The organism is Hymenobacter qilianensis, from assembly GCF_014638675.1.
Taxonomy (GTDB): Bacteria; Bacteroidota; Bacteroidia; order Cytophagales; family Hymenobacteraceae; genus Hymenobacter; species Hymenobacter qilianensis.
Window position 1 is genome coordinate 131,869 of record NZ_BMFN01000003.1, and the last position, 21,978, is coordinate 153,846.

The window sequence follows — 21,978 nt, forward strand, 5'->3', positions numbered from 1 at the left end:
AATGGGCGCCGCAAAGCGCGTAAATAGTGTAGCCGCACAGTGACCAGATGAGGCACATGACAAAAGTACGCGAGCCGGGTCAGCCCCGGCGCAAAGTCTGGACTGATTTTTTTGTTCTGCTCCGGCGTGCCGCCCGCGAACTGGGCGCCAACGACCCGTTGCGTTTGGGCGCGGCTACTGCTTTCTTTGCCACGTTTGCCCTCCCGCCCATCCTCATTATCCTCATTCAGGTGCTGGGAGGCATTTATTCGGCCTCCACGGTGCGCGGGCTGCTCTTGCAAAAAATCTCTAATCTGCTGGGCTATCCGGCGGCGGGCTTGGTAGAGCAAATTCTGCAAAACGTAAGCAATATCGAGCGCAGCCGCCTGATGACGTGGTTGGGGTCAGCCTTTCTGGTTTTTATTGCCACTACGCTCTTCGTCGTTATTCAGCATTCGCTAAACCAGCTTTGGAAGGTTCGACCCCAGCGCACGGAGGGTCAGTTTCACAAAGTGCTGCACGAGCGGGCGCGCTCGCTGGGCGTACTGCTGGCCACGGCCCTGCTTACGCTGCTGGCCTTCCTGACCGATGCCGTGCTGGCCTTCTTAGCCGACTACACCCGCGACTTCGACGCCACCTTTGGCTACTACCTGTTTCAGGGCCTGAGCCTGGCGACGTCGCTGCTGATCTTGTCCACTTGGTTTGCCGTCACGTTTCGCAACCTGAGCAGCGCGTATGTACCCTGGCGGGCCGTGCTTCGGGGGGCAATTCTGACGGCCGTCTGCATCGACATCGGTGAGCTTATCCTCGGCTATCTACTGGTACCGCGCAACTTAGGCCCAATTTATGGTCCCGCCTCCAGCATTGTGCTCGTGCTGCTGTTCGTGTTTTACTCGGCCATGATCTTCTACTTCGGCGCCTGCTTCACGAAGGTGTATGCTCATTATGCCGGCATAGATATTCGGCCCAAGAAGTCGGCGGTTCGCTACCGGTTAGTCGACATCACCGAGGACGGCGTACGGCGGATTAAAGGCTAAAAAAGCCCCCTAGCCATTGGCGCGGCCATAAAATCGGTTAATCAGAAATGCCGCTACTACGAAAAGCAGGCCCGTGGCACACACGCCCGGCCACTGCCAATGCGCCCACGCAAACCCACCGGCCAGCGACCCCAATGACCCGCCAATAAAAGAACTGGTCATGTACACCGTATTCAGTCGGCTCCGGGCTTCGGGTATCAAAGAGAAAATCCGCGACTGATTAGAGATGTGTGTCACCTGCTGGCCCACATCCAGAATGATAACTCCGAGAATCAGACCTACCAAGTAAACCCCGCTTACCCCCAGCAACAGGTAAGCCCCCAGCGCCAGCAGAATACCCATACTCAAAGCGTAGTCTGAGCCGCGCTTATCAGCTAATTTGCCCGCTAAAGGTGCGGCCAGAGCTCCACAAGCGCCAATTACGCCGAAAAAGCCGACCACGTCGCTTTTATAAAAATAAGGGGCGCCCTCCAGGAAAAACACTAGTGTAGTCCAGAAAACGGTAAGCCCGCCAAACATGCATGCACCGACTAGCGAAGAGCGGCGCAGCGTCGGCAAATCGCGGGTCAGCGTCAGCAAAGATTTCATGAGGCTGGCGTAGGTGCCTTTGAACGATGGTTGGTTGCGGGGCAGGCTCAGCGCCAGAACAGCCACAAGCACCAGCATCATTAGAGCGCCGCCGCCAAACATAGTGCGCCAACCAAAATGCGCTCCCACGTAGCCGCTCAGGGTGCGCGAGAGCAGAATTCCGATTAGTAAACCGCTCATCACTTTACCGACCACCTTGCCCCGTTCAGCGTCGGTGGCCAGAGAGGCGGCCATGGGCACCAATAGCTGAGGCACGGCGGAAAAGATGCCAATTAAAAGGCTGGCAGCCACCAGCACCACGAAGGATGGCGCCAACGCAGCCCCGGCCAAACAAGCTGCCGCGCACAGCAGCAGTAACAGAATCAGTCCTTTACGCTCTACTTTATCGCCCAATGGCACGGCAAATAGCAGTCCCAGTGTGTAGCCCACCTGCGTGATGGTAGCAACCCAGCTCACCCGGCTATCAGATACCTGAAACGTGCGGCCAATCTCGACCAGCAGCGGTTGGTTGTAGTAAATATTGGCCACCACCAAGCCGCAGGTAATGGCCATCAGCCACACGAGTCCGCTTGTGAACGGGGCCTGAGCTGGGAGTAATACGGCGGTTGGGTGCTGGGTTCTGTTTTGAGTAATCACAACTTCATTCTTCACGCTGCGCGGGTAAATCCAGGCTCGCTGCATCTGTTCAGCAGACCGTAAAAGCGCCTGGGGGGCTTTTTTGTTAGCAGAATATGTATCTGCCGGTGCAAAGGTACGGAGCGCAGGTACGGGGTACCGCACAAAGGGTTGCGGCTGCTGCCGCCGGGCTGCCTACCTTTGTGGTATCCTTTTGTGCTTTCTATGACTTCTTTTTCCGACCTCGGCCTTGCGCCCTCGCTGCTCCAAGCCCTGGAAGAGCTGAATTTTACCGCTCCTACGCCCGTACAGACGGAAGTAATTCCGATGGCCCTGGCCGGTCAGGATGTAGCGGGCCAGGCGCCCACCGGCTCGGGCAAAACGGCCGCCTACGGACTCTCCGTACTCCAGCACATTGATGTCACCCAGGACACCATGCAGATTCTGGTGCTGGTGCCCGCTCGCGAGCTGGCTCTGCAGGTGCGCGACGCGCTTAAAAAACTAGGCAAATATATTCCCAACCTGCGCGTAACAGCCTTTTACGGTGGTCACGCCATGCGCGAGGAAACTGCATCGTTGAAGCAGACGCCCCACGTGGTAGTGGCCACGCCGGGCCGTCTGCTCGACCACCTGGAGCGGCGCACCATTATTCCCAATCAGCTCAAAACCCTGATTCTGGATGAAGCTGATAAGCTGCTAGAGCTAGGTTTTCAGGATGAGCTGGTCGAAATAATCAAGCGCCTGCCCCGTCGTCGCCAGACCATGCTGTTTTCGGCTACGATGTCGGATAAGGTGTTGAATCTGATTCGGGCCAACCTGACCCGGCCGCGCGTGGTAAACGCCGGCGAGGATACGGATGAGCTGCCCGAAAACCTGACGTTGCTGGGCCAGGTAGGCCCTATTGAGAAAAAGCCCGCCGCCCTGCTCCACCTGCTGCATCAGCCAGAAACCGGCCGCGCCCTCATTTTTTGCAACACCCGCGACCGGTGCGTCGAGCTTTCCCGCTTCCTTGTAGGCCGTGGCGTGGCCGCCGAAGTATTGCACGGCAAAATGCCCCAGCCCGAGCGCGACAAAGCCCTTATGAAGCTGCGCAATGGCTCGGCTCAGGCCCTGGTTGCCACCGATGTAGCCGCGCGCGGCCTCGACGTAACGGCCCTCGACACCGTTATCCAATACGACGCCCCCGACAAGGCCGACTCGTTCCAGCACCGCGCCGGTCGTACGGCGCGCGCTGGCGCCGTCGGTACGGCTCACATTCTGGCCACGCCCCACGAGCAAAACCACGTGCAAAAGTGGCCCGTGTCCGAAAGTATCAAGTGGAAAACCATGCACGCGCCGGCTTTGCCGCCCGCCGCGCCCAAAGCGCCCCGCCCCGAAAACGTGACTCTGCACGTATCTGCCGGCCGTAAGGACAAGGTCAGTGCCCACGACTTGGTAGGCACCTTTGTGGCCCACGGCGGCTTGGAGCGCGAAGCGGTAGGCCACATTGAGGTATTCGACCACTACAGCTACGTGGCCGTCCCGCGCCAGTTTGCGCAGGATGTTGCGCAGCGCGTAACGGGCGCTAAGGTGAAAGGCCGCAAGATTCGGGTTTCGGTGGTGGTGTAGCGCTCAGCTATAATTTGAAATTCTTAGCTAGATAAAACCCAATCGAATGACTGCTACCGACTTGCTGGCTGTTGCCCAACGGTTGCAGGCGCTAGCGCAGGCGGGCCTTACCTATGCGCTCAGTGCCTATGATACTGAGCGCTATGAGGAAGTGCAGGCGCTCAGCCTCCAAATGATGGCCAGCCTGACCAACGAGCCCATTGCAAAGCTTAACGCCTTGTTTGCTAACGAGGCGGGCTACCCTACTCCTAAAGTAGATGTGCGGGCGGTGCTGTTTCGCGGCACCGAGGAAATCCTGATGGTGCAGGAAAAAATAGACGGAAACCGCTGGACGCTGCCCGGCGGCTGGGCCGATGTAGGCTACACACCCTTCGAGGTAGCGGTGAAGGAAGCACGGGAAGAAACGGGCCTTGAAACCCAAGCAGTGCGCCTGCTGGCCCTCTTCGATAAGAAGCAGCACCCGCACCCGCCGCAGCCCTGGTACGTATACAAAGCGTTCGTTCTCTGCGATATAGTAGGTGGCAGTTTGCAAGCTGACACGCCCGAAACGGTGGGCGTACGCTGGGTGCATCGCACGGAGCTGCACCACCTGACCTTATCCACCGACCGGGTGACCCTATGCCAACTGGAGCAGATGCTTGACTTCGCTCAAAACCCCAACTTACCAACCCTTTGCGATTAAGCATAAGGCGCAGGTCGAGCAGTCAGAATACAGTGTCCTCGTCTTTTTATGGAAGCTTAACCTTAAAGATGAAGAAAAAAGCCCCCCAGCTCAGCTACTAACGCTATAAGTGCGTACACGAGGCCTGTTTATTTAGTTGAACCCTCATGAGCTACGCTATTTTTTTGGCCATTATCGGCGGCCTTATCTTTCTCTTCTACCGCTACATCACCCGCGATGCGCGCGTGCGGACGGAAGCTTTGGCCGAAGAATTTCCCGTCGAGTGGCGGCGAATTCTGATGGAGCGCGTGGCTTTCTATCTCTCGCTCACCAAAAATGAAAAGCAGCGGTTTGAAAAATCGGTGCAGGTTTTTCTGGCCCAAACGCTCATCACTGGCGTGCAGACCGAAGTAGATGATACCACGAGGGTGCTGGTGGCGGCATCGGCCATCATTCCGGTTTTTGGCTTTCCCGATTGGGAGTATGGCAACCTGAGTGAAGTGCTTATTGTGCCCGATGCCTGGCGCGAGGCCCACGACCCAAACAAGGAAATGACGCCCCTGCAAGGCCAGTTGCTGGGTAGCGTCCGTAATTTTCAAACGTCTCATTATATGCATCTTTCCAAGGCTTCGTTAGAGCAAGGCTTTAAGGATTCATTGGACAAGCAAAACGTAGGTATTCATGAGTTCGCTCACCTGCTCGACCAGGCCGATGGCGTAATTGACGGCGTACCTTCCATGGCTTTGCCCCCCGAACTGCTCCAGCCTTGGGCCGAGGTGATGCAGCGTGAAATCGAAGCCATCCGCGACGGCAAGTCCGACATCAACTCCTACGCCGGCACCAACGAAGCCGAGTTTTTCGCGGTCGTGACGGAGTACTTTTTTGAGAAGCCCGAGAAGCTTCAGGAAAACCACCCGGAGCTGTATCAGCTGTTGAGCCGTGCGCTGCGCCAAAACCCCAAGAAGCGTTTTCTGCGCTTTGCCGTCGATCCGCGCGAATGGCTGAAAACGCTGCGGAGTCGGCGCAAGTTTGGTCGCAACGACCCGTGCCCGTGCGGCAGCGGCAAGAAGTACAAAGACTGCCATTTGCTACAGCAGCAGGCGGCAGCGTAAGCCTCACTCGCGACCGTTACGCTATCTTTCTATCTGCTGGCATCAAGGTGCTGTCGGCACTTGTCGGCTAGTCATTACTTTAGGGGCATCACTCCACCCACCTCTGTTCCTATTCCAGCATTTATGAAAAAAACGCTCTTAACCGGAATGGCCGGCGTTGCTCTTGGCAGTGCGCTATGGTCGTGTGCGCCTACCGCCAAAACGCCCCCCACGGCCAGTACGGCCACCGAAACACCCGCGGCAACGCAGCCTGCCGCGCCCGACTGGCGCACCCAGGCCGATGCTTTCCTCCAGCAGTACTCCACCCAATACCAGCGCCTCTACACGCAATCGGCGGAGGCGGAGTGGCGCTCGAATACCCGTATCGTGCCCGGCGACACGACCAATGCGGCGGCTACGGCCCGCGCCAATCAGGCAATGGCCGCTTTCACTGGCAGCACCGAGAATATTACCCGTTTGCGGGAGCTGTTGGAGCACCAGGCCGACCTTAGTGAGTTGCAGGTCAAGCAGTTGAAAGCCGCTCTTTACAACGCTGCCAACTCACCCCAGACTATTGCAGACGTAGTAACGCGCCGCATCAAGGCCGAAACGGCGCAGGTGGAAAAGCTCTACGGCTTCGACTATAAATACCAGGGTAAGTCGGTGACGACCAACGATATTGACGAAGTGCTGCGCAAGGAGAAAAACCCGGCCAAGCGCCAGGCGGCCTGGGAGGCCAGCAAAGCCATCGGCCCGACGCTCAAGGAAGGCTTGCTCAACTTGCGCGGCCTGCGCAACGAGACGGTGAAGGCCCTCGGCTACCCCGACTACTTCACGTACCAGGCTTCCGACTACGGCCTCACGCGGGAGGAAATGATGCAGCTGGTACGGCAGATCAACGACGAGCTGCGCCCGCTTTACCGCGAATTGCACACGTACGCCCGCTACGAATTGGCCAAAAAATACGGTCAGAAGCAGGTACCCGACTACTTGCCCGCCCACTGGCTGCCCAACCGCTGGGGCCAGGACTGGAGCGCGATGGTGGACGTGAAAGGCCTGAACCTGGACGCGGTATTAGCCAAAAAGGGTGCGGAGTGGCAGGTAAAGCAAGCCGAGCGCTTCTACCAAAGCTTAGGCTTTGCGGCTTTGCCCCCAAGCTTCTACGAAAAGAGCAGTCTGTACCCATTGCCTGCTGGCGCCAACTACAAGAAGAACAACCACGCCTCGGCCTGGCACATGGACCTGGAGAACGACGTGCGCAGCCTAATGAGCGTGGAGCCCAACACGGAGTGGTACGAGACGACCCACCACGAGCTGGGCCACATCTACTATTACATGAGCTACACCAACCCCGAAGTGCCAGTATTGCTGCGCAGCGGGGCCAATCGCGCCTACCACGAGGCCATGGGCAGCCTGATGGGCCTGGCGGCTACCCAGAAGCCTTTCCTTGTTGGTTTAGACCTAGTGCCGGCCTCGGCCAAAACGGATCAGACGCAGACGCTGCTCAAGGAAGCGCTTAACTACGTGACTTTCCTGCCGTTTGCCTCCGGGGTGATGAGCGAGTGGGAAAATAGCTTCTACGCCGAGAATTTGCCCCCCGATCAGCTCAACGCCAAATGGTGGGAGCTGGTGAAGAAGTATCAGGGCATTACGCCGCCCACCGCGCGCGGTGAAAACTTCCTCGACCCCGCTACCAAAACCCACATCAACGACGACCCAGCGCAGTATTATGACTACGCCCTCTCCTACGTCATCCTATTTCAGCTCCACGATCACATCGCGAAGAAGATCCTGAAACAGGACCCGCACGTCACCAATTATTATGGCAGCAAAGAAGTAGGCGCTTTTCTGGCCGACATCATGCGTCCCGGTGCCAGCAAAGATTGGCGCACCGTGCTGAAAGAAAAGACTGGCGAAGACTTATCCGCCCGCGCCATGGTCGATTATTTTCAGCCGTTAATGGCGTATCTGAAGGAACAGAACAAAGGGCGTAAGTACACGATGTAGCAACGCGACACCGCCTCTGAACACCTGCCGGAAAGGTCGTTGCAAAAAAGCCCCCCAGAACTACTACTCTGGGGGGCTTTTTTGTTTAAGCATATCTCCGTTTCATTAGGCAGGCCCATCTGGTATTCGCTGCTATTTGCCTTGTTGCATCCTTGGGAGGCAAGCTCCTCCATGGCATTTTTATCTTATAAGAAATCAGATAGTTAGGCGCAAATATTTACTTAACCACGATCTAAACAATTGTTAAATATATATGTATATTGTTTAACTTTTTAACTCAAAAACCTAAACAAAATGTACACGACTTCACTGTTCGGGCTGGTAGACATTCGGGTTGATGACCCGATTGCATTTACTTTCTTTACAGGCTACATGGCGATGCTGGCCGCCTCCGTTTTTTTCTTCGCGGAGCGTGGGAGCGTAGAAGGCAAATGGAAGCTTTCGCTGCTGGTTTCCGGACTCATTACGGGCATTGCTGCCATTCACTATTACTACATGCGGGACTATTACCTGGCAACGGGTAAAACGCCCACAGCTCTGCGCTACATTGACTGGACGCTTACGGTGCCCTTGATGTGCGTAGAGTTCTACCTGCTGACGAAAGCGGCGGGAGCTCGCATTAGCTTACTGTGGAAGCTTGTCGCAGCCTCCGTTTTTATGCTGGTAACGGGGTATATCGGCGAGGCCTTCACGGATGGCACTACGGGGCACTCGGTGTTGTGGGGGTCTCTGTCAACGTTGGGATACGTATACATCCTGTATACTGCCTGGTTCGGGGAAGTAGCACAGCTGGCCAGCAAAACCGGCGACGCGATTGTTATCAAAGGCATCCGAGCGCTGGCCTGGTTTGTATTGGTGGGGTGGGCCATCTATCCTATTGGCTACATGTGCATGCCGGGAGGCTGGCTGAACACGGGCTTAGGATGGCAGGCGGCTAACGTTGACTTGTTTTATAACATCGCCGATGCCATCAACAAAATCGGGTTTGGCCTGGTGGTGTATGGCATCGCCGCGTCTGGTAAAAGCGCGGCGGCCGTGCGTGAGCTAGCTCCCACCGCTTAGCCGCTGGCCTTAATACTGGAAACAGCCAGGCTGGGCAAAAACGCCATGCCATGCTAAACGTCCAGATTTGTAGTGTGTTACCTGCAACTGTTAAAAACTTATTTCCACCTTCTACAAATGCTTTGCAGAAGGTGGAAATAAGTTTTTAACAAGTTGGAGTTGCTTACTTTCTGGCACCCACGATGTGGATGTGAATACGCATACAGAGATCTTGGTATGAAAGAGTATGTCACTGCCTGATTCGGTCACTTTGCCTCTGGGAAGCAGCGCGGTACCGCGCCGCGCTTCCTACCTGATTGTGCTAGCGGCGGTAGCCACATGGCTGCTGATACCCGGCCTAGCCCTCTGGCTGCTGACGCCCCTGCTGCTGGTTGGAGCGCTGTTGCTAGGCGTGGCCCACGGCGCCTGCGACCAATTTGTAGTGCCAGCTACCCATCCTGCACTGTCGCAAAGCCAACTGCGCTATTGGGTGTACTTTTTGGTTGGCTATCTGGGACTGGCCGCGCTGGTTGGCCTTTTATGGTGGTGGCAGCCGGCAGTAACGGTGGCACTTTTCTTTGGTCTGACCGCTTGGCACTGGGGCTCAGCTGACGCTCCAACCCTGGCCACTCATCCCCGCTACTGGATAGCGCACAGCCTGCTGCGGGGCGGTTTGCTGTTCACGGTGCCGCTGCGATACTGGGCAGACGAAACGCGCGAAATTATAAATGGCTTACTCAGCCTTGGGGGCGCCGACCCCGTCAGCGCGGTCGCCATTTCCCAAATTGCCCTAGTGCTGGGCATCCTCGTAGCGGGCGGGCACCTATTGCTCTGGGGCAGCTACTTCCGCCACGGCCACCACTCAACGGCCCGCACGGATATGCTGGAAGCAGGGCTGCTCATCACCTTGCTTGTGGTGCTTCCTCCCCTTCTGTCAGCGGGGGTGTACTTCGTGTTTTGGCACAGCTTGCACCACGTACTGCGGATGAACCAGCTCATGGGCCGCCCTATGCTCAGTCGTCGGTTACTTTTGGGGCCTGAGCTAGGCTTTTTCCTTCGGCGATCAGCACCCTTGTTAGCCCTCAGTTTGGCTGGGCTGGCGGTGCTTTACGGAGTAGCCTGGTGGCAGGCGGCTACCGAATCTGTCTTTGTGAGCCTGGCGCTACTCGTGGCTTCAATCGTGACCCTACCGCACGCGCTGCTCGTAACCCTGGGTATAGACGCTGTACATTGGCGCTACACTATAATTCAGCGCAAACGGCAGACAAGCTTGAGGTATTAACTTATCAAGCGGCTTATATATACAGAGCTGATCCGGTTCCTCAATAATGAGACGCTAATACACATCTTCACGCGGCCTGTTCGCGAAGGCGTACTACGGCTAAGTAACCTGCCACGCCAAGGGCCACAACGGCCGTGACTCCAAACGTAAGGCTTGGTCCGCGCCATTGCCACAGCAGACCAGCACCGACGCTGGCGCCCAGCGTGGCCAGGCTGCTGAGCCCGGAGAATGTACCCAGGGCGGCCCCAGCATCGGCTTTGCGGCAGAGGTTGCTTACCCAGGCTTTGCCCACGCCTTCCGTGGCGGCGGCATACACACCGTATAGGCCAAACATAGCGGCGAAGGCCCAGGTGGTATGCGCCACCGCTACGCCGCCGTACACCAGGGCAAAGACCAGAAGCCCAGCTACCAGCAGCCGGCGCGACCCCAGCTTATCGGCGAGGTGACCGAGGGGCCAAGCGCTGAGCACGTACACCGCGTTGTACCAGATATAAAGGCCCACCACCGTGGCATCGGAGAGGCCGCGTTGTCGGGCGAGCAACAGCAGAAAGGCGTCGGAGCTGTTGAACAAGGCGAAGAGCACCAACGCTCCCACCACTTGCCGATACGCTGGCGAGGCTACCCGCCAGTAGCTAAACGAGGCCCAAAACGGCTGAACCGGACGGTTTGAGGGCACGGTTTGGCGCTCTTTCAGTAAAAAAGCAATACCGATGGCCAGCAAACCAGGCAAAAAAGCAATCAGGAATAAGGGGCGGAACTCGCCGGGCTGTGAGGTCAGCCACAGAAGGGCCACAGTAGGACCAAAAACGGCTCCCAGCGTATCCATTGACCGATGAAATCCGAAAACCTTGCCTTTGTTGTCCGGGGTGGTTTCGTCGGACAAGAGGGCGTCGCGGGCTCCGGTGCGCAGGCCTTTGCCCAATCGGTCGAGGGTGCGGGCGAGCAGTACCCAAACTGGCGTGGCCAGTATTGCCAGCATGGGCTTGGAGAGGGCACTCAGTCCGTAGCCCCACTGCACAAACGGCACCCGGCGTCCGAGTCGATCAGACCATTGCCCGAAATAGCCTTTACTGAGGCCCGCCGTGGCTTCGGCCACCCCTTCGAGCAACCCAATAAAAAACACGGAAAACCCGATTGATTGCAGGTAGAGCGGCATAATCGGGTACAGCATCTCGCTGGCCAGATCGGTGAAGAGGCTGATAAGCGAGAGCAGCCAGACGGCGCGGGTGATATAGGAGAAGCGGCTCATCACGTACATTTTTGGCACCAAATGAGCCGCAAAATGCCCCCAAGATGGCACACCGCAAGCAACCAGGGGCTGAAGTTTTAAATATTTCAGGATTCAACTTCGGCTGACAACAGATCGGCAAAATGTGCCAGCAGCAAAAGATCATCTGTTAGTCTGTGCTTTACAGTGTGGTGCCACTTGCCTTATGTTCCGAATGGATACAAATCCGGGGGTTCGTTACCTTTCACGGGAGTATCTAATGGATGGAGCGCCTCGGTTTGATCAAAGAACATGAAGGCGTCGTAGCGCTGTGGTATGATGGATGGCACGTAGTTGCCAAAACGCTCCAGGCTTGGATTATAAACCACCCCAATAGCACGATGACCAATGGAGCGCTTAAGGCGTTTATTATCGCGTATATCTTTGGAAAACAAAAGCTTATCGGTGCCGCCGTCGGCGTGCAGCAGCTGCTCCCAGCTACCCTCTTGCGCGGCGGGAACCGGCATCTTTTTGATGGGCGCACCCCACCGCGAGGCGGCTATAACGGAGCCTTGATAAGATCCGAAGCCCACGATGTACACATTTTCCTCTCCGTATGCCTTGCGCGCCAGCTGGCCCACGTTTACCTCGCCTCGTTGGGCCATATCTGTGTAGCGAGCATCGCCGACGTGGGTGTTATGCTCCCAAATGATGGCCTTGCTGCCGGAGCCGTGCAGTTGCAGCAGGCGGTCGAGGGTTTCGGCCATGTGCCGGTCGCGGATGTTCCAGGAATCGGAGTTGTCGCTCACCATGGCGCGGTAGTACCGCTCACCATTCAAGGCAACCAGGGCGTGCTGCTGAGCCACAAACAGCTCTTCGCTTTGGGGCACACCGTTGTTGGTCAGCTCCTGCATATGGCGCCACAAGCGGTTGGTTTCGGTGCGGCAGTTATCCGAGGCGCGGGCCACAGCCATAGCATACGCCTGGGCATCGTCGGTGTAGGGCTGAAAGCAGCGGTGGGCCTGCTGCGCGGCTTGCAGCACCTCTTTGTTAGTGCCTTCCAGATACGGCATTATATCCTCCAGAGCTTCCCAGAGGCAATAAACATCAAGGCCAAAGAAACCCGCTTTTTGCCCCCCAGCGGGCTGTTGGTTGTAATTATTTAACCACGTTACTAAGTCAGCAACTTCATAATTGCCCCACATCCAGGTGGGCCAGCGGTTGTAGTGGCGCAGGAGCTGCACGGCCGCCGCGTTGTCCTGCTGGGAGCCTTTTATAAAGTTATTGACCCGGTACGAATCGGCCCATTCGCCTTCTACGGCAATGAAATCAAATCCTTTTTCCTGAATGAGGCGCTTGGTGATGGTCGCCCGCCACGTATAATACTCGGCGGTGCCATGCGAAGCCTCGCCGAGCAAAACCACGCGCGCATCGCCTATTTCGCGCAGCAATATGTCCAGGTCGGCCTCGGAGCGAAGTGGGTGGTGTGGTAGCTCCATTCGGATTGTTTTTTGAGGTATGATAAGATTAGCCAGCACCGCCAGCGGCTTCGCGCCTTCGGACGTGAAGCCTGATGAAGCAGTTCGCCTGGAGGTAGTCAGGTAGTTTTCGAAGCCCATCACCAGCAAGAACAAAAGCACCGTAGCTGCGACTACCCATATCTTGGGGCGGGGTACTTTCATGACGCTCTTTAGAAAAAACTCCTCTGTCAAACCATGCGGTTCTACCTTTCTCGGGGTAGTAATGTTGCTGTGGCGCTTGCAGAACGCAGGCATTCTCATCATCCAGAGCTCAGCGAAAAACGATCTGAAAGCAGATTCAAGCGCACAAAAAAGCCGGGCTAGAGGGTAGCCCGGCTGCTGATCTGTAGTCTGTTAATTTTAGAAATTTGCCTCGCTTGCAGGCAAATCAATCAGAATGAACTGCGCGTCCTTTTCGGCCCGAATTTCTACTACGTGCTCATCACTCAGGCGGGCCTGGTCGCTGGGGCCGATTTCGGAGCCATTGACGTAGATAGTGCCCTGCCGCACATAAATGAAGGTATTGCGAATGGGAAAGGTCTTGAATGTAATCGTCTTTTCGGCGTTCAGATTGGCCCAATACACAGTCGAGTTGGAGTTCATGAACACCACATCTTCCAGCACTTTCTGCCCCGACACCAACGGAATCAGCTCATTCTTGCTATCCAGAAAGTCAACATCCTTCTGCTCATAGCTGGGGCTCAAGCCTTTCTGATTCGGGATAAACCAAAGCTGATAAATCCGCAGCTCTTCGTCCGTTTCGTTGCGCTCCCCGTGGGCCAGGCCAGTGCCGGCCGTCATGCGCTGCACTTCCCCCTTCTTAATGACGGCGCGGTTGCCCATCGTATCCTCGTGGGTTACTTCGCCGCTGAGCACCAAGGTGATAATCTCCATATCGGAGTGCGGGTGCTGCGGAAAGCCGGAGTTGGGCGCTATAGTATCGTCGTTGAACACGCGCAAAGGGCCAAACTGCATGTTATCCTTGTCGTGATAATCGGCGAAGGAGAACAGGAAGTAGCTGCTGAGCCATTGTACAGGTGCGGCGTGGTGGCGCGCGGTGGCGGGGATATATGTAAGCATAGGGCTATGTTGGATTGATGGCCAATGCTTAGCAATACGCGAGCAAGTGGTTGTAAGTTAGCGCCACATCTTCCGGTAGGTGCTGGGGGGCTTTTATAAGTAAAAAGCCCGCAGCAGCTTGCCTAAGGCATTAATTAAAAATAAGCAACTTATCCTTTTCTTAGAGACATGAAAACCATAGCCGATATTGTGTTGCTGGGCGACCCGCGCCTTTATGAGCAGTGCGCGCCCGTGCTGGAGGCCGAACTGCCGCTGGTGGCCGGCTGGGTTGCCGATCTGCACGCGGTAATGGCCGATATCAGAGCCACTTACCATTTTGGCCGAGGCATTGCCGCCCCCCAGATTGGGGTGATGAAGCGCCTCGTGTACCTGCACCTCGACGGGCAGCCCCTTGTGCTGCTCAATCCAGAGCTGGTAGACCTAAGCCCGGCCACGTTTGAGCTGTGGGACGATTGCATGAGCTTTCCAAACCTGCTGGTGCGCGTACAACGCCATCAGCAGGTAACAGTGCGCTACCGCGATGAACACTGGCAACTCCAAAGCTGGACCGTGCAGGATGGCATCTCCGAGCTGCTTCAGCACGAGTGCGACCACCTCGACGGCATCTTGTGCACCATGCGCGCTATTGATCCGCACTCATTCCGCTGGCGCCCCACTCCTGCTTAACATTTTGCCCCCACAGCTAAATGGTTGCTAATATATTGAGCGTCAGCAACAAGAAAAGGCCCGGACCAACTTGGTCCGGGCCTTTTCTTGTTGCTGAGTGTGCAGATAAGCTTATGCTTTCTTCAACGTCGTCATCTGCTGCTGCAAGTCCAGCACGATGCTGGCCAGGCGGTTCAGCGAGAGGTCGGCAATGGGGAACGTGCTGCTGATGTAGGCTTTGGCCTCCCAGATTTCGAGCACATCTTCTACGTCAATCTCGTAGGGCGAGTACACGGGGTTATCGGAGTGCAGCGTCAGCATAGCGCCCTGCTTGAGCCGGTTGAATACGCGCTTAAACACGATTCCTTCCTTATTGCTCACTACCACGCAAGGCGTGCCATCCTTCAGCGTTAACCAGTCGTCTACGTAGCGGCCCACAATAACGGTACCCGAGGCAATAGGCAGCATCGAGTCGCCCTCAATCTCGAAGGCGCGGTAGGTACCGCCCGAGCCCAGCATAGGCAGGCGGAACTTGGGCAGTTCCTCAATAAACTCGGCATCGGCGTAGCCATTGAGGTAACCGGCGCTAGCCTTCAACGGTACCAGCTCAATATTCTCGTTCTGCTCCTTATCGACCGTGAGGGCCAGTACGCGCAGGCGGTCGGCGGGACGGGGCGGCTCGGGCGTTTGCAGCGAAGGCTCCAGGTGGCGCAGGGCCGCTTTGGCCACGCTCTTTTTACTAAAGTCAGTGGTGACCAGCGCGTCCAGCGTAATGCCGAACAGGCGGGCCATGTTCACGAGGGTCGTGAGCTTTGGCTCGGCTCGGCCTTCTTCGTAGGCACCTACCAATGAGCGTTTTATGCTTAGCTTCTCGGCCATTTGCGCCTGGGTGAGGCCCAGCTCACGGCGCCAGAATTTTAAGTTCGTATTGATCATCGCTAAAAAAGAGGCGGGAAAGGCTTCGACATCAAAACATTACCGGCTCGTGAAATTAGCAACAAGCAAGCAGCTTTACTAATTCAATTAGCTATTATTTTTTTGAAATTGCTAGATTCTTAATAGAAAAGTTACGCTTAGTTCGGCGCCCATTATTAGTGCACTTCGCCTGGGTAATTTTTTATAAAAAAGTCCCCCAGAGTAGCTCTGGGGGGCTTTTTTAGCCGTTATGCTTCTCCGCGCAGCCGTTTCTGATAATGCACGGCCAGGCGCAGCTTAAAATAGTCGTGCTTTTCGCGCAGGTGGTCAAACAGGTCGCGTAGCAGCGGCTCGCCGCCGAGCTGGTCGCGGGCGGTCTGGATTTCAGCAAATTCGTCCATCGTCAGAAACTCCTCCAGCCGAATCTGGTAGCCCTTGGCGTAGAGCGTTTCGATGTGGGCGCGCACGGTGCCGGTGCTCAGGTTGCGCCGCTCGGCAATGGCTTCCACGCTCAGCCCTACCCGGTGCAGCTGAAACGTTGTTTCGTGAGTGTCGCCTACCTCGCGCTTGCGCGGGGCGGGCGTGGGGGGCATTTCTTCCAGTCCCTCCGAAATATCCGCGTACACAGCGTTGCTCGCGTCGGGTGCGCCCCCACCCCGATGCTCGAGAATCTCCTTGATAAAGGCCTCGCCGTAGGTTTCAAACTTCTTCATGCCCACGCCCGAAATAGCCAGCATGGCCACCCGCGAAACGGGTTTCTCGGCAGCCATTTCTTCCAGCGTCGCATCCGTAAACACCACGTAGGGCGGCACGTTCTGCTCATCGGCAATGCGCTTGCGCAGCTGCCGCAGGCGCTCGAATAGCTTGGCCGTAGCGTCCGTCGGCTTGGTAGCGGCCTGGGCGGCTTTGCGGCTGACTCGGGTGGTTTTTTCGGCTTTCTCAGCGGGCTTGAATTGCTTGAGCGGCAGCTGGCGCTGGCCTTGCAGTACTTCCTTGCCCAGCTCCGTGATTTTCAGCGCGTAGCCTTCCTCGTAGGCAATATAAAGCAGGCCGTCATTGAGCATCTGGTGCACGTAGCTGTACCAATCCAGGTAAGGCAGATCGGCGCCGGCGCCGTAGGTTTTTATCTGGTCGTACCCGCCGCTGAGCACGGCCTGGTTGCGCATGCCGCGCAGCACGTCGATGAGCAGACCAATGCTGGCCCGCTCCCGCATCCTGACCACCGCCGACAGCGCTTTTTGGGCGATGAGCGTGCCATCGAAGGTGGTGGGCGGGTTGCGGCAGATGTCGCAGTTGCCGCAGTCAGTGGCCAGGGTTTCGCCGAAGTAGTTGAGCAGAATTTTGCGCCGACAGCTGGCGGCTTCCGCAAACTGCTGCATGCGCTCAAGCTTGGTTAGGTTGAGCTGGGTAAGGTTCGGGTTGTCCTTGGTCAGCATCTCCCGCAGGCTCATCACGTCGCTGAAGCTGTAAAAAAGTACGGCCGTGGCATCGGTACCATCACGGCCGGCGCGCCCGATTTCCTGGTAATAGCCCTCGATATTTTTGGGCAGATTATAGTGAATCACCCAGCGCACGTTGCTCTTATCGATGCCCATACCGAAGGCGATGGTGGCGATAATCACCTGCAAGTCGTCCTTCAAAAAGCCTTCCTGCACCGCCGAGCGCTGATTGGGCGTCATGCCGGCGTGGTAGTGGCCAGCGCGGTACCCTTTCGCTATCAGCTTCTGTGAGAGGGTTTCGCACTGCTTGCGCGAGAGGCAGTAGATGATGCCGGGCTGGTCAGGATGACGGTCCAGGAACTCCAAAATGCCCCCCACGCGGTCCTGGCCCGGCCGCACGATGAGGTTGAGGTTGGGCCGGTCGAAGCTGGCGGTGAAAACCTGAGGTTCGCTCAGGCGCAACTGCTGCTGGATATCGCGCTGGGTGAGGCGGTCGGCGGTGGCGGTAAGGGCAATGATGGGCACCTGCGGAAACTGCTCGCGCAAGAGCCGCAGCTGGGTGTACTCGGGCCGGAAATCGTGGCCCCAGGACGAGATGCAGTGCGCCTCGTCGATGGCAAACATGCTGATTTTGAGGCGCTGTAGAAATTGTAGAAAGCCCGGCGAAAGCAGCTTCTCGGGGCTCACGTACAGCAGCTTGAGATAGCCGCTCATGCACGCCGCCCCGATGTTGTTCTGCTCGCTCTGCCCGATGCTGCTGTTGATGCCCGCCGCCGCAATTCCGTTGGCCTTCAGCGCCTCCACCTGATCTTTCATCAAGGCAATCAGCGGTGATACAACCACGCATACGCCCTCGCTCACTACGGCCGGCACCTGAAAGCACACCGACTTACCGCCCCCCGTCGGCATCAGCACTACCGTATCGCGCCCGCCTAGAATAGAAGAGATAATATCCTCTTGCATAGGGCGAAACGAGTCGTAACCGTAGTATTGCTTTAAGGCTTTTCGAGCAGATTCCAGAGTCGGCGAATAGGTTTGGGGGGCAAATAACATTCTGTAAAAATACGCTAGCTAAGCGGTAGTTGAAAGGCAACACGCCGGATAAAACGCCTTGGGTTTCATGAATCGGCACTGCGTTTCGGGAAAGACTGGCAGTTGGTAACAGCTACACCTTGGCGCAAAGTGCCGCCTTGTCTTATTAGGGCAGTGGGTGCTGCCTGGGGGGCTTTTCGTGCGCTAAAGCAGGATTGTATACATCTTAATCCCAATCCTACACGTCCTCTTGCAGCAGCTGTCCCGTAAGTATAGGGAGTACCTATTGTTTCACTCTTTAATTCTATTCATCATGAATCAGTCCCGCACCTACGCCACCCAAAACCAAAATGCTCAAGCCGCGCTTGACGCCCTCAGCCGCTGCATCGCCGCCTGCGAAATGTGCTCTGACGCTTGCCTGAGCGAAGAAAATATCCAGATGATGGTGCCCTGTATTCGCCTCGACCGCGACTGCGCCGATATCTGCCGCCTCACTGCCGCCTTCATTGCCCGCGGCTCCGCTCACGCCCAGCACGTCATGCGCGAGTGCATTGAAATTTGCCAGAAGTGCGCCGACGAGTGCGGCAAACATGATCATGACCACTGCCAGCAGTGTGCCGCCGCCTGCCGCGCCTGCGTGGAAGCCTGCAAGAGCTATGCAGGATAGCATTAGCTAAAAGGCTATGTAAATCGGCTGTCATCCTGACGAAGGAAGGACCTTATCACAGTAGAACAACGACTCGTTGAACTGCGATAAGGTCCTTCCTTTGTCAGGATGACAACATGCTTTTTGGTTACCTCACAAGCTCCAGTACCACGGCCGTTTTGGCGGGCAGACTCAACGTTTTCAGATCGCTCACCGCTTCATTCGTGAGCACGTTGCGGGCCTTGGTGAAGCCGGTCATGCGCTCCGAGAAGCGCGCCGTGGGCATCGATACGGGCTTATCGGTGGCGTTGGTGGCCACCATCACTGTACCCTTGTCGTCGTAGCGGAAGTACACATAGAGGCCATCCTGGGGCAGATACTGCATGAGCTTGCCGGAGTGCAGCACGGGGTGGTCGCGGCGGTAGGTGGCTAGGGTACGCACGAATTGGAAGGCTTCGTTTTCCTTGGCTGTGCGGCCGGCAGCCGTGAATTTATCCTGCTTGTCGCCGGGCCAGCCGCCGGGGAAGTCCTTGCGTACTTCCGCATCCGTGGGGTTTTTTAGGTTCTTCATCAGAATCTCGGTGCCGTAGTACATAGATGGGATGCCGCGAGTAGTAAGCAGCCAGGTCAGACCCATTTTGTACTTGTCGTAATCGTCGCCCATCACCGACAGGAACCGGTCGTGGTCGTGGTTATCGAGGAAGGTCACAAACTTGCCTGGATCCTGATACACTGCGTCTTGCGCCAGCGCTTCGTACATGCGCTGGGGGCTGCCGTCGTGCTTCAGGCCTTCAACCATAGCGCCTTCCAGCACGAAGTCGAGGGCGCCCGGCTGGTTCGACTTGAACTTGAAGTCGATGTTGTTGCGCACGTAGTACGCCTGATCCACCACGTTGTTCACCGACGACTCCCCGAAGATGTGAATGCGCGGATACTCCGCGAGCAGAGCCGCGTTGCAGCGGTTCATAAATGGCTGGTCGTTATACATATAGGTATCAATGCGCCAGGCATCCACCCCGAAGTTCTCCACCGACCAGATGGCGTGCTGAATCAGGAAGTTTGCCACATAAGGGTTTTCCTGGTTCAGGTCAGGCAGAAAGGGCACAAACCAGCCATCGAGCGTCACTTTCCGGTCAATCTGGGAAGAATACGGGTCGGTGATGGGCTGCTGCCGGTAAGACGTGTTGGTGTAGCTCGGCCATTGGTGCAGCCAGCTTTTCATGGGCAGATCCTGAATAAACCAGTGGGTATTACCAATGTGGTTATACACAGCATCTTGCACCACTTTCATACCGGCCGCATGAGCCTTATCGACAAAGGATTTGTAGGCCGAATTGCCCCCCAGGCGGCGGTCCACGTTGTAATGATCCGTGAAGCCGTAGCCGTGGTAAGAGGCGCGCATAGTGCCGCCTTCATTGGTTAGCGGCTGGTTGTTTTCGATGACGGGCGTAAACCACACGGCCGTGACACCCAGGTCTTTGAGATACGGCAGGCGCTGCGCAGCCCCCGCCAGGTCGCCGCCGTGCCGCAGGAAGCCGTTGCTCCGGTCGTGGTTGGGGTCGCGCATGTCGGCAAACTTGTCGTTGCTCGGGTCGCCGTTGGCAAAGCGGTCGGGCATGGCCAAATAGATAAAGTCTGCCTGCGTGACGCCCTGGCCTTTTGGCGAGTTATCGCGGGCTTTCAATTCCCAGGTCTGTGTTACGGTCTGGGGGCCTTTTTTGCCGACGATCTGAACGGTGCCAGGCTTAGCGGAACCGACAATAGTCAGGTCCAGAAACGCGTAATTCGGGTTTTCGACGGTGTTGGTTTTCACCAGCTTAACGCCTGGGTAGTTAACGCTATAGGTCAGGGTGCCGGCATTGGGGCCGTACACCAGAAGCTGTAGCTTCGGCTCCTTCATACCTACCCACCAGTTGGTGGGGTTTACACGTTGGATAGCCGGCGTTTGCGCCACGGCCCACAGGGGCAGGAGCAGCACCAGCAAGAGCAGCTTTGAATAGAGTTTTTTCATGTTGGAAGGTGGGATTGTGGGTTGAAAGGACCGGGGTGTGCTGTGATTACAAACAATTATAAGCAAAACAGTAGACCGCCATGCAGAGCGCAGCGAAGCATCTCGCGTGCGGTCTTTGGATTACTAATCTTGATAAACACGCGAGATGCTTCGCTGCGCTCTGCATGACGGTCTACTGTTTTGCTTATAATTGAATCATTTACTCGGGCCGGGCTACTCTACGTGAACCTTGGTAGAGTTCATACTTAAGTAAGCGGCAGTCAATGGGGCCGTTGAAGAGCGGGATGCGGCGAGAGGCTTTCAGGCCCACGCGTTTGGCTGCATCCAGATTGCCGGTGAATATATAGGCGTCGTAGCCTTGGAAATTCGATTTGAGCGTGTCACCGATCATTTTGTAGAGCTCGGCCATTTGCTCCTCTTCTCCTATTCGCTCCCCGTAGGGCGGATTCATAATTACGAGGCCGGGGTCGCCTTTGGGCGCTTTGGCTTCGCGCATGTCGCGCACGGCCAGCCGGATATAATCTTCAAGGCCAGCAGCTTCCACGTTCTGGCGGGCTAGCTCCAGAAACTCGGGTGAAATATCGGAGCCGCCGATGTAGGCTTGCGGCTCCTCAATCTGGGCGTTGCGGGCGTCGAGCTGCACCGATTCCCAGAGGGCAAGGTCGAAGTCGGGCCAATTCTCGAAGCCGAATTTGCCTTGGTGATACAGGCCGGGCGCGATGCGCTGGGCAATGAGCGCTGCTTCGGTCAGGATGGTGCCCGACCCGCACATAGGGTCAATAAGCGTCTTCTTACCATCCCAGCCGGTGAGCAGCAACAGGCCAGCCGCCAGCACTTCGTTGAGCGGGGCCGCATTCGTCTGCTGCCGGTACCCGCGCCGGTGCAGCGACTCGCCCGAGGCGTCGAGCGACAAGGTCACTTCGTTGTCCAGCATGTGCAGATGCAGGCGGATATCGGGCTTGTTCACGTCCACGCTGGGCCGTGAGCCGGTACGGTCGCGAAACTGGTCCACGATGGCATCCTTGGTGAGCTGGGCCACAAACAGCGAGTGCTCAAACGTGGATTTATTGACCACCGCCGTAATGGCAAAGGTTTGATCGGGCCGGATGTAGCGGCTCCAATCGACGCGGCCTACTTCGCGGTACAGGGCTTTTTCGTCGGGAGCATAGAAGGCGGCGAAGGGCTTGAGAATGCGCATGGCCGTGCGGCACCACAGGTTTGCTTCGTAGAGCAATTGCTTGTTGCCCATAAACTCAATTGCGCGGCTGTGTACCTGCTCAATTTTGGCCCCCAGCTGCTCCAGCTCCTGGGTCAGCACGTCTTCGAGGCCAAACTGCGTGGTAGCCGTCATGAAAAAGGGTTCGTCGCGGCGGTTTTCGGCCATGGGTGGCTTTTTTAGGTGGTGAAAGGCAAAGGTCGGCAAAAGCCAGACAGAACAACAACTCTCCTCCCTACCAAGGAGGGGACGCCACCGCGCAGCGGGGGCTGGGGTGGTTGCGGGCGTGGTTTAGCTGTTTGAAGGAAGGATAATAAAGGCCGTCATGCAGAGCGGAGCGAAGCATCTCGCTCGCGGT

At 56.8% G+C, this 21,978-nt stretch carries 17 protein-coding genes; 9 read left to right on the top strand and 8 right to left on the bottom strand.

Going from position 1 to position 21,978, the window contains the following annotated elements:
• Positions 1 to 56: 56 nt before the first annotated feature.
• Complete coding sequence (locus IEW06_RS15190; protein ID WP_187731948.1) at positions 57 to 1,016, top strand: YihY/virulence factor BrkB family protein; 960 nt, start codon at positions 57 to 59, stop codon at positions 1,014 to 1,016.
• A gap of 9 nt (positions 1,017 to 1,025) precedes the next feature.
• Here IEW06_RS15190 and IEW06_RS15195 read toward each other — a convergent pair whose 3' ends face one another.
• On the bottom strand, positions 1,026 to 2,255 hold the full coding sequence (locus IEW06_RS15195; RefSeq protein ID WP_223284527.1) for an MFS transporter: 1,230 nt from the start codon (positions 2,253 to 2,255) through the stop codon (positions 1,026 to 1,028).
• Positions 2,256 to 2,444: 189 nt separating this feature from the next.
• On the opposite strand from IEW06_RS15195, the gene IEW06_RS15200 reads away from it, so the two are divergent.
• The 6 genes from IEW06_RS15200 to IEW06_RS15225 all read left to right on the top strand — a co-directional run bounded on the left by IEW06_RS15200 (position 2,445) and on the right by IEW06_RS15225 (position 9,909).
• Complete coding sequence (locus tag IEW06_RS15200; protein WP_187731947.1) at positions 2,445 to 3,827, top strand: DEAD/DEAH box helicase; 1,383 nt, start codon at positions 2,445 to 2,447, stop codon at positions 3,825 to 3,827.
• 46 nt (positions 3,828 to 3,873) lie between these two features.
• The gene (locus tag IEW06_RS15205; RefSeq protein WP_187731946.1) at positions 3,874 to 4,509 is read left to right on the top strand and encodes an NUDIX hydrolase; all 636 of its coding nucleotides are present in this window, start codon (positions 3,874 to 3,876) and stop codon (positions 4,507 to 4,509) included.
• Positions 4,510 to 4,655: 146 nt separating this feature from the next.
• The gene (locus tag IEW06_RS15210) at positions 4,656 to 5,600 is read left to right on the top strand and encodes a M90 family metallopeptidase (RefSeq protein ID WP_188548534.1); all 945 of its coding nucleotides are present in this window, start codon (positions 4,656 to 4,658) and stop codon (positions 5,598 to 5,600) included.
• A gap of 123 nt (positions 5,601 to 5,723) precedes the next feature.
• Entirely contained in the window at positions 5,724 to 7,586 is a 1,863-nt protein-coding gene (locus IEW06_RS15215) for a M2 family metallopeptidase (RefSeq protein ID WP_188548535.1), read from the top strand.
• 294 nt (positions 7,587 to 7,880) lie between these two features.
• On the top strand, positions 7,881 to 8,648 hold the full coding sequence (locus IEW06_RS15220) for a bacteriorhodopsin (protein ID WP_187731945.1): 768 nt from the start codon (positions 7,881 to 7,883) through the stop codon (positions 8,646 to 8,648).
• A gap of 226 nt (positions 8,649 to 8,874) precedes the next feature.
• The gene (locus IEW06_RS15225) at positions 8,875 to 9,909 is read left to right on the top strand and encodes a Brp/Blh family beta-carotene 15,15'-dioxygenase (RefSeq protein ID WP_187731944.1); all 1,035 of its coding nucleotides are present in this window, start codon (positions 8,875 to 8,877) and stop codon (positions 9,907 to 9,909) included.
• A gap of 67 nt (positions 9,910 to 9,976) precedes the next feature.
• On the opposite strand, the gene IEW06_RS15230 is transcribed toward IEW06_RS15225, so the two are convergent.
• From IEW06_RS15230 to IEW06_RS15240, 3 genes are all read right to left on the bottom strand, one after another.
• Complete coding sequence (locus tag IEW06_RS15230; protein ID WP_187731943.1) at positions 9,977 to 11,158, bottom strand: MFS transporter; 1,182 nt, start codon at positions 11,156 to 11,158, stop codon at positions 9,977 to 9,979.
• Between the two features lie 182 nt (positions 11,159 to 11,340).
• The gene (locus IEW06_RS15235; RefSeq protein WP_229743140.1) at positions 11,341 to 12,798 is read right to left on the bottom strand and encodes an erythromycin esterase family protein; all 1,458 of its coding nucleotides are present in this window, start codon (positions 12,796 to 12,798) and stop codon (positions 11,341 to 11,343) included.
• Positions 12,799 to 12,996: 198 nt separating this feature from the next.
• Positions 12,997 to 13,716, bottom strand: coding sequence for a pirin family protein (locus IEW06_RS15240; protein ID WP_187731942.1), 720 nt, complete (start codon positions 13,714 to 13,716; stop codon positions 12,997 to 12,999).
• Positions 13,717 to 13,884: 168 nt separating this feature from the next.
• On the opposite strand from IEW06_RS15240, the gene IEW06_RS15245 reads away from it, so the two are divergent.
• Positions 13,885 to 14,382, top strand: a complete 498-nt coding sequence (locus IEW06_RS15245) for a peptide deformylase (protein WP_188548536.1) — start codon at positions 13,885 to 13,887, stop codon at positions 14,380 to 14,382.
• A gap of 111 nt (positions 14,383 to 14,493) precedes the next feature.
• Here the strand turns inward: IEW06_RS15245 and IEW06_RS15250 are convergent, their stop codons facing one another.
• Together IEW06_RS15250 and recQ are read right to left on the bottom strand one after the other, a co-directional pair.
• The gene (locus IEW06_RS15250) at positions 14,494 to 15,297 is read right to left on the bottom strand and encodes a LexA family transcriptional regulator (protein ID WP_187731941.1); all 804 of its coding nucleotides are present in this window, start codon (positions 15,295 to 15,297) and stop codon (positions 14,494 to 14,496) included.
• A gap of 227 nt (positions 15,298 to 15,524) precedes the next feature.
• Positions 15,525 to 17,768, bottom strand: coding sequence for a DNA helicase RecQ (gene recQ / locus IEW06_RS15255; RefSeq protein ID WP_188548537.1), 2,244 nt, complete (start codon positions 17,766 to 17,768; stop codon positions 15,525 to 15,527).
• Between the two features lie 292 nt (positions 17,769 to 18,060).
• Between recQ and IEW06_RS15260 the strand changes: the two genes are divergently transcribed.
• Positions 18,061 to 18,414, top strand: a complete 354-nt coding sequence (locus IEW06_RS15260; protein WP_187731940.1) for a four-helix bundle copper-binding protein — start codon at positions 18,061 to 18,063, stop codon at positions 18,412 to 18,414.
• A 127-nt stretch (positions 18,415 to 18,541) separates the two neighbouring features.
• On the opposite strand, the gene IEW06_RS15265 is transcribed toward IEW06_RS15260, so the two are convergent.
• Entirely contained in the window at positions 18,542 to 20,404 is a 1,863-nt protein-coding gene (locus tag IEW06_RS15265; RefSeq protein WP_187731939.1) for an alpha-amylase family glycosyl hydrolase, read from the bottom strand.
• 199 nt (positions 20,405 to 20,603) lie between these two features.
• Entirely contained in the window at positions 20,604 to 21,788 is a 1,185-nt protein-coding gene (locus tag IEW06_RS15270; RefSeq protein ID WP_187731938.1) for a THUMP domain-containing class I SAM-dependent RNA methyltransferase, read from the bottom strand.
• Positions 21,789 to 21,978: the final 190 nt, after the last annotated feature.

Bases quoted from the DNA above. Each gene is read 5' to 3' on its own strand.
- IEW06_RS15220 (WP_187731945.1), top strand. From the start codon at position 7,881: ATGTACACGACTTCACTGTTCGGGCTGGTAGACATTCGGGTTGATGAC.
- IEW06_RS15205 (WP_187731946.1), top strand. From the start codon at position 3,874: ATGACTGCTACCGACTTGCTGGCTGTTGCCCAACGGTTGCAGGCGCTA.
- IEW06_RS15250 (WP_187731941.1), bottom strand. From the start codon at position 15,297: ATGATCAATACGAACTTAAAATTCTGGCGCCGTGAGCTGGGCCTCACC.
- IEW06_RS15225 (WP_187731944.1), top strand. From the start codon at position 8,875: ATGTCACTGCCTGATTCGGTCACTTTGCCTCTGGGAAGCAGCGCGGTA.
- IEW06_RS15265 (WP_187731939.1), bottom strand. From the start codon at position 20,404: ATGAAAAAACTCTATTCAAAGCTGCTCTTGCTGGTGCTGCTCCTGCCC.
- IEW06_RS15245 (WP_188548536.1), top strand. From the start codon at position 13,885: ATGAAAACCATAGCCGATATTGTGTTGCTGGGCGACCCGCGCCTTTAT.
- IEW06_RS15200 (WP_187731947.1), top strand. From the start codon at position 2,445: ATGACTTCTTTTTCCGACCTCGGCCTTGCGCCCTCGCTGCTCCAAGCC.
- IEW06_RS15240 (WP_187731942.1), bottom strand. From the start codon at position 13,716: ATGCTTACATATATCCCCGCCACCGCGCGCCACCACGCCGCACCTGTA.
- IEW06_RS15235 (WP_229743140.1), bottom strand. From the start codon at position 12,798: ATGAAAGTACCCCGCCCCAAGATATGGGTAGTCGCAGCTACGGTGCTT.
- IEW06_RS15260 (WP_187731940.1), top strand. From the start codon at position 18,061: ATGAATCAGTCCCGCACCTACGCCACCCAAAACCAAAATGCTCAAGCC.
- IEW06_RS15215 (WP_188548535.1), top strand. From the start codon at position 5,724: ATGAAAAAAACGCTCTTAACCGGAATGGCCGGCGTTGCTCTTGGCAGT.
- IEW06_RS15270 (WP_187731938.1), bottom strand. From the start codon at position 21,788: ATGGCCGAAAACCGCCGCGACGAACCCTTTTTCATGACGGCTACCACG.
- IEW06_RS15190 (WP_187731948.1), top strand. From the start codon at position 57: ATGACAAAAGTACGCGAGCCGGGTCAGCCCCGGCGCAAAGTCTGGACT.
- recQ (WP_188548537.1), bottom strand. From the start codon at position 17,768: ATGTTATTTGCCCCCCAAACCTATTCGCCGACTCTGGAATCTGCTCGA.
- IEW06_RS15230 (WP_187731943.1), bottom strand. From the start codon at position 11,158: ATGAGCCGCTTCTCCTATATCACCCGCGCCGTCTGGCTGCTCTCGCTT.
- IEW06_RS15210 (WP_188548534.1), top strand. From the start codon at position 4,656: ATGAGCTACGCTATTTTTTTGGCCATTATCGGCGGCCTTATCTTTCTC.